A 15417-nucleotide genomic window follows, 5' to 3' on the forward strand; every position below is an offset into this window, starting at 1 on the left:
TAGCTTTGAAAACGGCAAAACTCTAGTTTTACCGACTTATGAAAAAACAGAAAAGAGACTGGGATAAAACAAAGAGCCAGGCCCCCTCCAATCGAATCAATTATATACATTTGAGAAATCTGCATATCGTTGATCCGACAAGGTGCCCGGCACTTCTTTTAAAGCCTTCTATTTCTTTACCAATCACTTAGCCAAAACCCCTTGTTCATGCGCTAATAACCATTTCTTTCGATCAATTCCACCAGCATAGCCAGTTAAACTCTTATTTGAGCCTACTACTCGGTGACATGGAATCACAATACTAATCTTATTCTTACTATTAGCATTTCCTATCGCCCTTGTCGCCTTCTCATTTCCAATCAGTATCGCTTGCTGCTTATAAGACTTTGTTTCTCCATAAGGAATCTTTCGTAACGCATTCCACGCATTTTTTTGAAATTCTGTTCCTTCTACATGACAAGGAAGATCAAAATCTTTACGAACCCCTTTAAAATATTCATCAAACTGCTGAATCGCTCTTTCCAAAATCTCTACAGTATCCTGTCTATCAGCTTCTTTCTCTACGAAGGTAGCAGAAAGAACTGCATCATCTGTTGTCATGATTTCTACTAGACCAATTGGTGAATGATAATACCCAACATACGTTTCCACTAATCTATCTCCTCCACTTCACGACTTATCTCTTTTATATTCTAGGCTCTCTTTACACAAATAACAACACACTAAAACCTTGTTTTGTTCCATTATTCAGCCCTGAAAATTATTTTCCTTAGAGCTAGCAATAAAGATTCATTGAAGCTTCGTAAACATTGACATCTTGTTAGGGAGATAATAGCTGCTCTTAATTTAAGTGCTTTCTTGAATATACATTTTTAAAGCGTTCACATACAACTAACATATCTGGTGAAAAATCAATTTTGTACTCTTTTAATAATTCGGTAAAGAACTTTTCGTGCGCATCCCACCAAAAACGATAATCCCCTTCACCTTCCGCTAAAGCAAATTCCTCAGATACCTCATTCATAGGAATAACTTCAACAGATTGAATTTGAATGACAGCAACGGGATTTTCCTTACCATCTAAAACTATATTATATTCGCCCACTTTAGGTAGAGTTTCATTCTCTAGCTCATAAAACAAGAAACCTGAAGTCGTCGCTGACTTCTTTCCCTCGACAACTAAATTGGCTAACAAATCAGCTGAAGCTCCGAATTGAAATGCCTCTTTATAATGAATCTCTTGTTTATGATTAGTTAAACAATACTCATTCCAAAATTGTTGTACCTTACTATTCATACAAAACAAAGCCTCCTTTACTAATTCTTATTTCATTATCCTGCACTTTGGTTCACTAACGAAAAAAAACTGCCTCAGACAGCTTGAACTTGAAGTCTTGCTACCCGTTACTTCTATAAAGTTAATTCATTTGGGCTTGCTTATTTTCAGACTCCCATCTAACAAAAACCCACTCTTCCATCGTAGTGTTTGTTAGTGGTCCTGGATGGTAGAGATATTCTTCCTCCACCTTAATTATATTCGGCAAATCAGCTATAACTTCTGTACATGCAACACTTAACACTTCTTTTTCTTCTTCTGTTGGCTGTGTATCAAAGAAAGCCTGCCATATCAGCAAATCATTAGTTACTTTAACTCTTAATCCTTTTAGGTTTTTAGGAATTGCACCGAATAAAGCTCGGTGTAAACTAAGCAATAACGAACTCTTCACTGTCAAACTCCCTTTCCTTTCTTTAAGTCATCTGCACCGTTAATGAAAAATGCGACTCCTACCTGTTAAACTATAAAACCTGTTAATTTAAGTGAATTGAGTCACATACTTTACATTATAATATCCTACTAAAAGCATTTGGATAATCAACAACTAAACCATTTGAATCGACACAAATGATTGTTTCATAATCATAACAACGATATTTAAAATATTTTAATTCCCCTTCTTTACGGATGTATTGATATGTTTGGGGTACTTTTTTTGTTTCTAAAGATGGAACTGATATATAGACCATATGAAAGTGTTCTATCTGATTAATACTCCAATTAATTCTATTAATAGGTAAAGAATTAGAAAAAGGAGTAGCAGAAATATCTATGTCAATCGCACCTTTAAGATTGTAAATGGATTCTCCATCAGTATTAAACCAGTTTCCATCTCCATCAGTATGTAATTCAATGCTGTCAATGTTATCAACATTGATACTAAACCTCTTTGTTCGCCAATGTTCATCTAATTCAACGTAATAATTCACATTATGAGCATTGGTCTTTTTTTCATCTACATATATAACTGTACTTTGAATAACGAGGTTTTCGGATTTATTCTCTAATTTAAGGTACTCGCAACCATATAGTTCTTCGTTATGCCATACTACCTTTACAACCATATACGCTCCCCCAATTATTTCTAAACAATTTTAATATCACAACTCGAGTATTGAAGTAAACTACTTCGTTAGTCAAATAACTTCAACGCATATTTATCTTGAACAAGGTATTTTGTCTACCCTTCAACGATTGCAAGATATTTTTTGATTGTTCCATCAGATTCAACAATTAAAATATCTCCTCTTTCTTTGGTGGAAAAAATCTTTGCACCAACAGGCAGTTTATTAGACATCTCGTCTTTAAATTCTGTATTTGCATCGTTTTTTGTTTTTATTTCACCGATTTGAACATCTTTTGTTAAAGACAATTCCTCAACCCAATCAATATTAGCTTTGTAGACCACTCCTTCATACTGAAAAACATCTGCATCAGAATCCAATGTTAAAACTTCCTCGGCATCAATACTATCGATTGTTACTGTGGTTGCTTCCCCTTCAATTGAACATCCGTTAATAATAACTAATGCTAATACAATGAGGACATAAAATAACTTTTCAACCAATGTAATAAGCCCCTTTTTATATATAGTTGGAAAAACTCTATCCTAAGTTTCTTCTTCCACTATCCTTCCCGTTAGCGCAATTTATCCAACCAAACTAATAACCATTCGTGTGGCATTATAACTGTGGTTAAATCGATTGTATCTAGTTCGTTGTGATCATATGTATTTACTAAAAACAATTCCCATTGTGTATCAATTTCTTCTGCAATTTTAAGTCCCAGATTATTAGCCTTCTTCTAGCTCTAATTACATCGAGTTCTTTAAACATCTTTATTCTCTCTGGCATCCGTTATTTGAATAATTTATGTTAGTCTTTAACACTTACTTCAAATGTCTTACCATCAAGTTCTAACTCAACATGGTTCCAACTCAAAAACTCTTCACAGGAAATTGATAGTTTATTGTTAGACCACTTATGAAACTTAATCAGATCCATTTTTATAGGACTAACCACATGTTTCCTTTCAGTTAAAGTTGATTTTATAATTTTAATCTCATAATAATCAGCTAGTATGAAATCCCCCGAAGGGCTTACTGTTAAACTTTGATATTGGGGCTGGTACTCATATTCAGTTAATTCTCCACTGATACAATCAAGGTTAAACAGATAATCCGAAGTAAGGACAAGAACACAGCTATGCTTTTTTGATACTGCAACTTCTCGTGGAAAGCCTCGAAAATTTCCGCACCATTCAGTTAAATCATTATTTGAGAATTTTATCCAAGTCCAATCTTGAGAGGTCCATTTATTCGGAATATCATAAATCTTTTCTGTGAATTCTCCTGAATATGGCTGGGTTATTATCTCTGCTTTGATTATCATTCGTTTATCCTCCATAAAATACCTTCTTGTACTCTAATGTCCAATAGTGAAATAAGCGATTCTGCTTGTTACAGAAACGCTCTCCGTTACTTTAATTAGTAATTCAACCCTTCGCAATTTTTATCTCAACTAAAATAAAAATAAGAATTATCGACACTCCAAGCGTAGTGAAATTCATAATTGTATTTTTAAAAATGAATGAAAATATAAGCATAATTATCCCGAAAATCATCAATAAACGACTGCAAAATTTATTTGCTTTAACCCAATTTTCTATATTTCTCATTGAACTCGATGTTCTATACCCATAGATATTGTTTATCTCTCTTGGCGGAAAGAAATATAATATCATGCCTGCTATGAAAAAAACGGCTCCCATTACTGCTCCCATTACTACCCCTTCATTCAAGGTATATCCTCCCACGCATGTATTGAATATTTACGAATAACCAAAGATAAAGGTTCCATAAAATATTTACAATTTGCTTGTAGCCTTCCTTCACTAAACTGACCTTTAGTTTAAGTGAAATATTTCATAATATTACAATTATTCATACTAGTGTTATACCAAAAAATAACAGATGACAGTCCTGATTTTCCAAAAATCATTCCATCATTGCTGCGCAGTAAGAGTCTACTACGTAACAAAAGAGTCACTTCACAATCTGCCCTTAACTTAAAACAAGCACCTTCCTTGTTCCAAAAAATGCTTTGTTTGTGGAAGATTACAATTATACTAAAGAAATTATTAGGTTAAGTGCATAGCACAAATGAAGAAGACAAGCTAAAAAATCCAGCCTATGTTAAGACTGAATTTTTTTCTCTAGGCTATTTATTTTGTGTCATGTTTACCTGTCTTCTCGCTTAACTAAAATCATACAGTCAACCTTCTTAGATAGTAGATTTGAACATCTACCTGTTGACTTCTCTCAATAGTATCAAGTCTATGTAAAACTTCTTTAAATTGTAGATCGACATTATCAAACCATTTTTAGATGATTTTTAACAATTGGTCATTACCCATTAATCACCTCGTTAATTCATATTAAAGGAAAGCTACCCATTAAGAAATATTTTTAAGCCAAGTCATTATACGAACAACTTGAAATGGTTCAAACCAAGTTAGTAAAAATAAAATGATAAAAAATGAGGCGATTGATATGAATTTTATTTTCCCATCTTCCTTTTTCGTAATAGCAATAAAGCTAAGGATGAATCCGATTAATAAAAAGATACCCGCTATAAGTGCAATTGGTTCGAAATAAACCTCTAATAGCATGTTTAAGCCAAAAGATAATAAACTTAAAAATATAAAGATTATTGACCATATACTAAATAGTTTCATCATACTACCGTCCTTAAATTGATTTTAACTTCCTCAATCTTTGCCCAATTGTTTGATTTTCTTTCTTCATAAACCTATAATTATTTTAACATAAATATCCATTTATAACATTCAACAGTTTGTTTTTACATCATAAAAAGCGCACATCCTTATTAAAAACAGCGACTCCTTCGGCCATATTAAATTGTATTGTCAATAACATCTCTCCATTCTTATAGTGTTGTTTTGTTCCCAACTATTATTGCTAATCATGCCAATGTTTTTGTCCATCTATATACAGATACGAAGATTCTGTATAATCCCCTTTCTTTTCTGTAATCACTTTTATGAATGTAGAATTACGTATTTCGTGTGATCTATTAGTTATAAATACATCCATTTTTGTGTAGATTTGACCAAACATTTCTTCAAAATGTTAAAAAAAGGATGTTACCTCGTTTTATCACCTGTTTGTTTGTTAATCACTTTTCATCCCCAAAACTTTGTACCGACCACCGAACACCCTAAATTAATAGGAACGAGTTTCCAACTTGCAACAAAAAATTCGCACTCTCTTTATGAACAATTTGGCTTTAAACCATTAGGGCAAATTGAAAATAGAATGGCTAGACATCTTGATTGGAAAACTGTATATGAAGTCATAAGATAAACAAATATCATCCTAGCGATATTAAACATACAAAGCGCGATTCTTGAACAAGGATGAGCGCTCTTCTTTTTCTTGAATAATGGGTAGCGCTGATCTTATTTTAGGGCAGGGCAAATAGAGAAAGCCTTCAAACTTAAATTTGGATATTTATGTTAAGATGTAATGAGGTTACGATAAATTAGAATTTTTTATAGGGTATCTTAAAAGAAGAAGGGAGATTAGATTTGAGAAAACTTATTTTTTTCGTTTTTCTACTACTACTATTGCTAACAGGATATAGCATTCTTAATAAAGTTTCCCATAATGTAGAACTAGGGAAGTCTATATATTCTATAGTAGAAGATGTAAACAATACTGAAATCAGTATTAAAACTTTAACTGATTTTGACTGGGATAAAGGCTTTCTTTTTACACCTTATAGTACCCAAAAAGGGATAGATGAGCAATTAGGTGTTCATTTTAAAGATCCTAGTAATATTGATTGGAGAGATGATATATATCTTTTGGTTTTCATGGAAGATGATAAAGTTGTTCAATATGTAGAGATTGATCGTCAAGGTGCTGATTTTAAATTAGGGGAAAAGGAGTACCTTACTCCTTACGATGATGTGATAATTATAGAAAGGTATTAAAGTATCTTTCATTATGCTCTTCAACAAACAAAGCGCGTTTATCTAGTATCGAGCCTTAAAAAGCTCCAAAAAACGAAGAGGTGAAGATCAATTCAAACAATAGTAAGTAACATAGCATTTGCAGTAATGACAGTCTTAGCAACAGTTTATCTACAAGATAATTTTGTTCATGGAATTATTCTAATAATTTGTCTTGGAATTGTTTATGAATACATAAAAAAATTGGAAAAGAAATGTGACGTCGATATTAAGAAGAAGAGAATAGGTAGTGCTTGTTATTTTGTTACTGGAATCATAGGGTTATTAATCTTCTTTCAGTAAAAATGTTTCAGATTATCATCTTCAGCAATAAATGCGATAATCTTGAACAAGAATAGTGATTTTCATGTATTAGCCACAAGTTAAGTTACATAATCAAAGGTTATGTTAAAATTAGGAACAAGGAATAGTGAATAAAGGTACTCCATAATAAAGGGATAGAGAACGTGGAAAAAACTTTTGTGAAAACTGAATATATTCATTCTTTATATCTTTCTCTTTGTTGTTAGTATCGATACAAAGGGAAAAACATACAACAGATGTAGATGGAATGGGTTCAGTCGAAACATTACCTTATCCAGGGGTTTTCTTTGAGATTTTAAAAGCCTCCAGATACTTTATAATTGTATAAACTTCTTTAATCAAATAACACTTCAGCACTAAAAGCGCGTTAAATAAATTGGTATTGATGCTATTATTATTAACTAAGCAGGATTTGGAAGATGAAGCATCTTAAATATAGGAGTGGTGTGAATAGATGAAAGATAAAGTTGTTGACTTTTTATTTAATCCAAAAAAATTCCGAAGCATCAAGTTCACTATCTTTTTATTTCTTTTAGCCCTGTTTTCATTTGGTCGTTTATATCTAACAACTGAATATATACTTTTCATTATTTTATTTATATTAATTTCACATTTTGTTTTTATGATGTTTAAGGTATTTTGGTATAACAGAATAAAGGTACTCAAGACAAGCAAAAAAGATTGGATGTTAACAGCCTCAATAATGGTTTTATTCTTTTATGGTCTTTATAGTCTGCTTCAACTTAGCTAGCGATAGTTTTATAACAGATCTGTCTAAAAAGCCCCCGAACCATTCGGCCGAGGGAACATGAAACACACATCACTATTCAACGTAAAATCGCTAAACCTATTGAAATCAAACTTATTTCAACTCTATCAACGCAACGGCTTCACAGTGCACAGTATGTGGGAACATATCAACAGGCTGGACTTCAACTGTTTCGTAGCCACCTTGTTCTAATAGGTGTAAGTCTCTTGCTAATGTTCCAGGATTACATGACACATAAACGACTCGCTTAGGCTTCATATCTAGGATAGTCGTAAGGAGTGCTTCGTCACAGCCTTTACGTGGTGGGTCGACGACAATCACATCTGCTTTGTTTCCTTGCTTGTACCAATTTGGGATGACCACCTCTGCTTCACCGACGGCAAATTCGGCGTTTGTGAAGCCGTTCAACTCGGCATTTCGGTTTGCATCTTCAATTGCCTCAGGGACGATTTCTACTCCGAAGACTTTTTTCGCCTTTTGGGCAAGGAAAAGCGAGATTGTGCCGATACCACAGTAGGCATCGATGACAGATTCTTCACCTGTTAGCTGAGCATATTCTAGCGCTTTATCATATAGCACCTTTGTTTGCTCAGGATTTACTTGGTAGAAAGAGCGTGCGGAAATAGCAAATTTGACATCACCAATTTTGTCATAAATATACTCTTCTCCCCATATCACATTTGTTTCGTCACCAAAGATGACGTTTGTTCGTTTTGAATTGATGTTTTGCACGATCGATTTTACACGTGGGAATGTTTCTGTGATTTCCTTGATCATGTCCGCCTTATGTGGAAAATCAGCTGTTCTTGTAACAAAAACGACCATTAATTCGTTTGTAATTAAGCCGTAGCGAACCATGATATGACGTAGCCAGCCTTTGTGCTTTTCTTCGTTATACGCTCGGATACCGTATTTTTCACAAATACGTTTAACAGCTTGAACAACATCGTCATTATCAGCTTGCTGAATGAGGCAGCGTTCCATATCAATGATATCGTGGCTTCGTTTTTGGTAGAAGCCCGCGACAAGCCCGCCTTCTCTTTCACCTACTGGGACTTGGGCTTTATTTCGATAGCTCCAAGGGTCTTCCATTCCTAGAGTAGGATGAACCTTTACTTGATTTAGATCAAGCTTGCCGATTCTCGCTAATACTTGCTCGACCTGCTTGCGCTTGTATTCAAGCTGCCCTTCATAGCTTACGTGCTGTAGCTGACAGCCTCCACATTGAGAATAAATTGGACACGGAGCGTCAATTCGGTGGGCACTTTCCTGCTTTAATTCAACCAGCCTTCCGAAAGCGAAGCCTTTGTTAACCTTGATCACTTTAATTTTTGCCTGTTCATCTGGTAAGGCATTTTCGACGAAGATAGGAAACCCTTCAATCTTTGCCACACCAGCACCTTCATGAGTTAAATCTTCAAACGTAACGTCGTAAATCTCATTTTTCACGACGGGTGCTTGTCTTTTAGCCATTCTCTTCTTCCTTTTCATTCAATTTCATTTATTTTATCATAGTTTTTCCCCACTTTAAAAAGCAGGACGGGAACCCAAAAAAACTTGGCGATTCCCTTCAGCCAAGTTTTTTTATTCTTCTCTCATCTGTCTTGCCTTTTCAGCAGCTACGATAAATTCAATATGCTGGTACATGTTGACGAATTCACCTGGTAGCAGACCACCGTATTCTCCATCAAGGTTTAATTGCATTTTGTCCTTGTTTGAAACCTTTACACGGTTTGCTTTTGTGTAGAGGATATGCTCGTCATTAATATGCTCGCCTCGTAACGCAAGTGTAGCTACTCGAATGAACTCAGCCAGGTTTGCCTTCTTTAAGATCAACAAATCGAACATTCCATCATTTAATTTGGAATCTGGTGCAAGCTTTTCAAAGCCACCAACGGAATTGGTTAAGGAAACGAGAAAAAGCATTATTTCGCCTTCAAACAGCTTTCCATCATACTCAATTTGAACCTCTGCAGGACGAATGGATGGGAGCATTTCCATCCCTTTTAAATAGTAGGCAAGCTGCCCAACCATCGTTTTTAGTTTGCTAGGAACCTCATATGTTAATTCTGTTAAACGTCCACCACCAGCAATGTTAATAAAATAGTGATCGTTTACTTTACCAATATCAATTTTCTGCGCTTCACCATTTAATATGACCTCCACGGCTTGGAGCACATTATTTAACGGAATTCCGATAGCTCGTGCGAAATCATTCGTTGTTCCAACTGGTATAACGGCTATTTGTGGTCTAGTTTCCACCTCAGCCACACCGTTGACCACTTCATTAATCGTTCCGTCACCACCAGCTGCTACAATGAGATCAAAGCCACGCTCTGCTGCAGCTTTTGCGGCAGTCGTCGCATCTCCTTCACACGTTGTCGCATGACAAGAGGTTTCATAGCCAGCTTGTTCGAATTTTTGTAAAACCTCAGGTAAATTCTTTTTAAAAAGCTCTCTACCCGACGTTGGATTATAGATTATTCTTGCCTTTTTCATCCCCATCATCCTATTACTTTAGAATGTATTTCTATTACTGAACAAGCAATAATTATACGCTTCCGCATAAAAATAGCAAGTATTTCTCTATCCTTACTTTGTCCTATTTTGACAAAACTGAAACATTTATTTTCATTGTTTGAACTATAGGTTATTTCGTAGACTTTGTTGCAGAAAAATTCATATCCCCAACTAATATTATCAACACGAAATCCAAAAAAAGTAAAGGGAATCATTCACTTGTAACCTATTTTTGATAAACTAAAAGTATGAATTTACTCATATGGAGGTAAACATGAACCGCAGCCACTATATCCGGAGACTATCTTTAAAAAGAGAGGATGTGCCTTCGTTTGAGCGCTATCCCTTTCACTTACCTAGTATTAAAAAGCTGACAGAGCTTGAATTTCATCCAAATGTGACCTTTATTATTGGAGAAAATGGGATGGGGAAGTCCACTTTGCTTGAGGCCATTGCGTTATCAATAGGGTTTAATGCTGAGGGGGGCACATTGAATTTTAATTTTTCCACCTTTGACTCCCATTCAGAGCTTGAACGCTTTGTTCGAATTGCTAAAGGAACCGTTCGACCTAAGGATGGCTTTTTTCTTCGGGCAGAAAGCTTTTATAATGTCGCTTCAACGATACAAAAATTAGATGAGGAACCTGGCTATGGAGCTCCTGTAATTGATTCGTACGGAGGAGTGTCTCTTCATGAGCAATCACATGGTGAGGCTTTCTTTTCCACCTTCAATCATCGGTTCCGTGGTGATGGGATTTATATTTTGGACGAGCCTGAGGCTGCCCTGTCTCCCCTAAGACAGCTATCTATGCTTACACGCATACAGGAGCTAGTAACAAATCGTTCACAATTTATTATTGCCACACACTCACCGATCATTATGGCGTATCCATCTGCCAAAATCATTGAATTATCAGAGGACGGATTACAGGAGAAAAAACTCGAGGAAACCAATCACTTTCAGATTATGAAACAATTTTTTGATGACAAGGACAGATTACTTCATCATTTGTTTCAAGAATAGTTTTGTCTCATCTTTTCTTTCAAGGGAAGATGGGGCTTTTTTTCACTTATAAAAATAAATATATTGCTTGTGGATAAATACTTCAACACTAGCTTCAGCACCTGGCCTAGTCTAAAGCCAAATAGGATGGAAGACAATTCATCTTATTGCCATATGCTTTGCAAGGCGCCCTAAGCTTTTTTTCTGAAAATAATGAATTGATGAGCAGATTTCTTCTATGTAACATATTCCTATGATAAAATCATATTATGTAACATAAAGGGGTAGAAAATATGAAGCATGTAGATGGCATAAAAGATTTTTCACAGCTACTAAAAATGAAAGAGTATTTAAAAACTCGATCTCCTCGTGATTATTGTTTGTTTTTACTTGGCATTAATACGGGAATACGTATATATGACCTATTACATCTTCATGTAGGGGATTTTGTTGATGAAAAGCAAGAGGTACAAGCCTTTATGAAATCATCCATTCACCTAAACCCTCCCGTATATCTCAATCAGAATGTGAGAGAAGCTATAGAAGAATGTATCTCTTATCTTCAGTTACAACCAAGCGACTATCTATTTAAATCGAAAAAAACTTGTGCCCCTATTACGAGGCAGCAGGCCTATCGGATCTTAAATGAAGCCGCAAAACAGGCTGGCATTACAGAAGCAGTTGGTACACATACCTTACGAAAAACGTTTGGCTATCACGCATATAAAAGTGGGATTGCCGTCTCCCTTATACAAAAAAGACTACAGCAATCCACCCCCTCTGAAACAAAGCACTATATTGGCCTTCAGCCTGGTCAACCGATTGACATAAAGCTAGATGTACATTTATAGAAAAGTGAGCTGATGCATATGTTTGAAGAAATCGTTCATACGGACACCTTCGTTTTATTAACCTCGATTCTTTTAATCGCAGGTGTTGTCACAACGAAATTCTCTGCTCGACTTGGGGTTCCTGCACTTGTTCTTTTTATTGCGATTGGAATGATTATGGGAAGTGATGGGCTAGGGTTTATTTATTTCGATAATGCGAGTACAGCCCAAATGATTGGTGTTTTTGCTTTAGTGATTATTTTGTTCGAAGGTGGGCTTCAAACAAAATGGTCGAACTTAAAGCCAGTTATTGCACCTTCCTTATCTTTAGCAACTATTGGGGTCTTAATCACCTCAGGAATTGTCGGATTTGCGGCTTGGTTCATCTTAGATTTAGGTATTTTAGAATCTTTATTATTCGGTGCAATTGTTGGATCCACAGATGCCGCGGCCGTTTTCGCTGTTTTAAAAGGACAAAATATTAAGGATCGAATTGGAACAACGCTTGAGGCTGAATCAGGTTCCAATGATCCGATGGCTGTTTTTTTAACGGTTGCCATGATTCAAATAATTACATTACCAGATACGAATATCTTCTCCCTCATTGGTATGTTTTTTGTTCAAATGGGGCTTGGTGTTCTCATTGGTTTACTAGCAGGAAAATTAGTTGTAAAAGCCTTAAATCGGATTAACTTGGATTCAAGTGGACTTTATCCGATTTTATCGATTGCCTTTGCTTTATTAACATATGGAGTCACCTCGTTAGCAAATGGTAGTGGTCTACTCGCGGTGTATGTCCTTGCGATTGTGATTGGAAACTCTGAAATTGCCTATCGCCATTCCATCTTTCGTTTTGCCGAAGGCTTTGCTTGGATGATGCAAATCTTAATGTTCGTGATCCTTGGCTTATTGGTCTTTCCATCTGATTTATTCTCATTGCCAGTTATTCTAAAAGGTATTCTTATTTCGTTACTCTTAATCTTCGTAGCAAGACCTATTGCTGTTTTTGCTTCAACAATTAACATGAACTATACGAATAAAGAGCTCATCTTTTTATCTTGGGCAGGCTTAAAAGGTGCCGTCCCAATCGTCCTAGCGACCTTCCCACTCCTAGCAGAGATTGAAGGAAGTCAGCTGATCTTTAATGTCGTGTTCTTCGTTGTCTTAACAAGCTGTTTAATCCAGGGAACAACGATTACAAACTTAGCCGAAAAGCTTGGGCTAACCGGACCAAAGAAAACAACTCCAATGCATTCTTTAGAGCTTGTTTCACTCGGTAAAGTCAATACGGAAATGATTGAGTATGAAATAGAAGATGATTCAGCGATAGTTGGTAAAACCTTACAGGATATTGAATTCCCTGACGGAGCCATTGTTAATGCTGTCATCCGCTTTGACCAGCTAATTACTCCTCAAGGCAACACAAAAATCAACCCAGGTGATTTTCTCTATGTGTTAACCTCTAAAAAAAGCAAGCCAGATGTCAAGAGGCTGCTTGAGGAAAAGAAAGAGCCTGAAGAAGGAGAAGCAAAAAAATCACCGAAGAAAAAACCGAAAGAAGAGCAAGAAGCCAAATGAAAGCTCTTAACGGACTTCTCTTTAAAATAAATGATTCATTCATAAGGGAAATAACCTCACAAGAAAGGAGCTTGGATAACCAAGCTCCTTTCTTGATGAATTGATATCCTCTGTTTTTCTACTAAAGCCCCTATCTAATTAATTTAAAAGCAAAAGGAGATAACTCACTCCACAAACGAAAAATGCTACTCTCGTAACAAAATAAATGGAACCTTCAAAGCGGGTTAGCTTTCTTCCCCTCTTTTCTCTTTTAAAATGTCTATAATAATAAAAAGAACATAAGAGTAAGATAATTGCCGAAAATTGGAACAGATAATCCAACAAAAGAACCAAAAGATCATCTCCTTACAAGTATATTTCTTTTACTTACCAAGAGGCTTTAGGTAATGACGCTATATTTATATTGCAAAAAATTTCTAGACTTCTTTGTTCCTAATTCAATAAAGGAACAATTCTTCCTGCTTAATCGTTCCGTTCATTCCAAGATCTTCTCATTTCGTTCACTCCCTACATACCGTGAACGATTATAGCTACTATTTTTCTAAAAAAAATGAGGATGCAGCCCTATAAGACTTCACCCTCATTATGTTTAACGCTTCTGTATTTCTTCCATCAACAGCTTATTCACCATTGGTGGGTTTGCTTGTCCCTTTGTCGCCTTCATAATTTGACCAACTAAGAAGCCAATTGCCTTTTGCTTCCCGTTTTTGAAATCATCGATCGATTGTGGGTTGTTGTCTAGCGCTTCTGTTACGAATTTACGTAGTGTTTCGTCATCAGAAATTTGAACTAATCCTTTATCCTTCACGATTTTCTCTGCGTCGCCCCCGTTTTCAATTAATTCTTTGAAAACTTGTTTGGCGATTTTAGATGAAATGGTTCCGTTTTCGATTAGCTTGATCATACCCGCTAGTCCTTCTGGTGTTAACGCAACGTCAGTTAATTCTTTACCTTCTGCATTCAAGTATGCTGCTACCTCACCCATAATCCAGTTCGATGCTTGCTTTGCTTCTGCACCAGCTACCAATGTTTGCTCAAAGAAATCAGACATTTCCTTTGTCATTGTTAATACTTGTGCATCGTATGCAGGCAAGCCAAGATCCTCAATGTAGCGTTTACGACGTGCATCTGGAAGCTCAGGGATTGACGCGCGGATTCTTTCCTTCCACTCTTCATCAATGTAAAGCTCTACAAGATCTGGCTCTGGGAAATAACGATAATCATCAGAGCCCTCTTTTACACGCATAAGAATGGTCTTTTTCGACGCTTCATCATAACGACGAGTTTCCTGCTCAATCACTCCGCCTGAACGAAGAACCTTTTCTTGACGCTTTTCTTCATATTCAAGACCTTTTTGAACAAAGGCAAAAGAGTTTAAGTTCTTGAGCTCCGTTTTTGTCCCGAATTCTTCTTGTCCAACAGGACGTAAGGAAATATTGGCATCACAACGAAGTGAGCCTTCCTCCATTTTACAATCGGAAACCTCTGTATATTGGATAATTGCCTTTAGCTTTTCTAAATAAGCATAGGCTTCTTCTGGTGTACGAATATCTGGCTCGGATACGATTTCAATAAGTGGCGTTCCTTGACGATTTAAGTCAACTAAAGAGTAGCCATCGTTTGAGTGAATGAGTTTCCCCGCATCCTCTTCCATGTGGATACGTGTAATTCCAATACGCTTCGTTTCTCCGTTCACTTCAATATCAATATAGCCATTTTCCCCAATTGGCTTATCAAATTGTGAGATTTGGTATGCCTTTGGATTATCTGGATAAAAATAATTTTTACGATCGAATTTCGTTTCAGTTGCTACTTCACAGTTTAGCGCCATACAAGCCTTCATTGCGAAGTCGACTACCTTTTTGTTTAAAACAGGGAGAACTCCTGGATAGCCTAGCTCAACCACTGTTGTATTCGTATTCGGATCCGCTCCAAAATGGTTTGGTGCACTTGAAAAGATTTTTGAGTCTGTTTTTAATTCAACATGGACCTCAAGTCCAATGACCGTTTCAAATTCCATTGA

At 36.0% G+C, this 15417-nt stretch carries 15 protein-coding genes; 4 read left to right on the top strand and 11 right to left on the bottom strand.

What is annotated here, in order from left to right; genetic code table 11:
* Positions 1-183 precede the first annotated feature (183 nt).
* The 8 genes from A9C19_RS18220 to A9C19_RS18255 form a co-directional block, all read right to left on the bottom strand.
* The gene (locus tag A9C19_RS18220) at positions 184-651 is read right to left on the bottom strand and encodes a methylated-DNA--[protein]-cysteine S-methyltransferase (RefSeq protein ID WP_420835801.1); all 468 of its coding nucleotides are present in this window, start codon (positions 649-651) and stop codon (positions 184-186) included.
* Between the two features lie 190 nt (positions 652-841).
* On the bottom strand, positions 842-1297 hold the full coding sequence (locus A9C19_RS18225) for an ASCH domain-containing protein (protein ID WP_072581251.1): 456 nt from the start codon (positions 1295-1297) through the stop codon (positions 842-844).
* Positions 1298-1418: 121 nt separating this feature from the next.
* Positions 1419-1727 (bottom strand): MafI2 family immunity protein, encoded by a 309-nt coding sequence (locus A9C19_RS18230; protein ID WP_072581252.1) that lies wholly within the window; start codon positions 1725-1727, stop codon positions 1419-1421.
* Positions 1728-1842: 115 nt separating this feature from the next.
* Entirely contained in the window at positions 1843-2400 is a 558-nt protein-coding gene (locus A9C19_RS18235; protein ID WP_072581253.1) for a putative glycolipid-binding domain-containing protein, read from the bottom strand.
* 116 nt (positions 2401-2516) lie between these two features.
* Positions 2517-2903 (bottom strand): hypothetical protein, encoded by a 387-nt coding sequence (locus A9C19_RS18240; protein WP_233499200.1) that lies wholly within the window; start codon positions 2901-2903, stop codon positions 2517-2519.
* A gap of 307 nt (positions 2904-3210) precedes the next feature.
* Entirely contained in the window at positions 3211-3726 is a 516-nt protein-coding gene (locus A9C19_RS18245) for a hypothetical protein (protein ID WP_072581255.1), read from the bottom strand.
* A gap of 103 nt (positions 3727-3829) precedes the next feature.
* Positions 3830-4135 carry an SdpI family protein gene (locus A9C19_RS18250; protein ID WP_072581256.1) on the bottom strand — a complete coding sequence of 102 codons (306 nt, stop codon included), beginning with the start codon at positions 4133-4135 and terminating at the stop codon, positions 3830-3832.
* Positions 4136-4789: 654 nt separating this feature from the next.
* Positions 4790-5074, bottom strand: a complete 285-nt coding sequence (locus A9C19_RS18255; protein WP_338022834.1) for a hypothetical protein — start codon at positions 5072-5074, stop codon at positions 4790-4792.
* Positions 5075-5944: 870 nt separating this feature from the next.
* Here A9C19_RS18255 and A9C19_RS18260 point away from each other — a divergent pair.
* Positions 5945-6352, top strand: a complete 408-nt coding sequence (locus tag A9C19_RS18260; protein ID WP_072581258.1) for a hypothetical protein — start codon at positions 5945-5947, stop codon at positions 6350-6352.
* A 1204-nt stretch (positions 6353-7556) separates the two neighbouring features.
* Here the strand turns inward: A9C19_RS18260 and rlmD are convergent.
* Positions 7557-8936, bottom strand: coding sequence for a 23S rRNA (uracil(1939)-C(5))-methyltransferase RlmD (rlmD, locus tag A9C19_RS18270; protein ID WP_072581260.1), 1380 nt, complete (start codon positions 8934-8936; stop codon positions 7557-7559).
* Positions 8937-9047: 111 nt separating this feature from the next.
* Entirely contained in the window at positions 9048-9962 is a 915-nt protein-coding gene (locus A9C19_RS18275; RefSeq protein WP_072581261.1) for a diacylglycerol kinase, read from the bottom strand.
* Positions 9963-10257: 295 nt separating this feature from the next.
* On the opposite strand from A9C19_RS18275, the gene A9C19_RS18285 reads away from it, so the two are divergent.
* The 3 genes from A9C19_RS18285 to A9C19_RS18295 all read left to right on the top strand — a co-directional run bounded on the left by A9C19_RS18285 (position 10258) and on the right by A9C19_RS18295 (position 13394).
* Positions 10258-11007 carry an AAA family ATPase gene (locus A9C19_RS18285; RefSeq protein WP_233499201.1) on the top strand — a complete coding sequence of 250 codons (750 nt, stop codon included), beginning with the start codon at positions 10258-10260 and terminating at the stop codon, positions 11005-11007.
* A 272-nt stretch (positions 11008-11279) separates the two neighbouring features.
* Positions 11280-11837 carry a tyrosine-type recombinase/integrase gene (locus tag A9C19_RS18290; RefSeq protein WP_072581264.1) on the top strand — a complete coding sequence of 186 codons (558 nt, stop codon included), beginning with the start codon at positions 11280-11282 and terminating at the stop codon, positions 11835-11837.
* Positions 11838-11855: 18 nt separating this feature from the next.
* The gene (locus tag A9C19_RS18295; protein ID WP_072581265.1) at positions 11856-13394 is read left to right on the top strand and encodes a potassium/proton antiporter; all 1539 of its coding nucleotides are present in this window, start codon (positions 11856-11858) and stop codon (positions 13392-13394) included.
* Positions 13395-13983: 589 nt separating this feature from the next.
* Here A9C19_RS18295 and gatB read toward each other — a convergent pair.
* Positions 13984-15414 carry an Asp-tRNA(Asn)/Glu-tRNA(Gln) amidotransferase subunit GatB gene (gene gatB, locus A9C19_RS18305; RefSeq protein WP_072581267.1) on the bottom strand — a complete coding sequence of 477 codons (1431 nt, stop codon included), beginning with the start codon at positions 15412-15414 and terminating at the stop codon, positions 13984-13986.
* Between the last annotated feature and the right edge of the window lie 3 nt (positions 15415-15417).

The organism is Bacillus weihaiensis (assembly GCF_001889165.1).
Classification (GTDB): Bacteria; Bacillota; Bacilli; order Bacillales; family Bacillaceae; genus Metabacillus; species Metabacillus weihaiensis.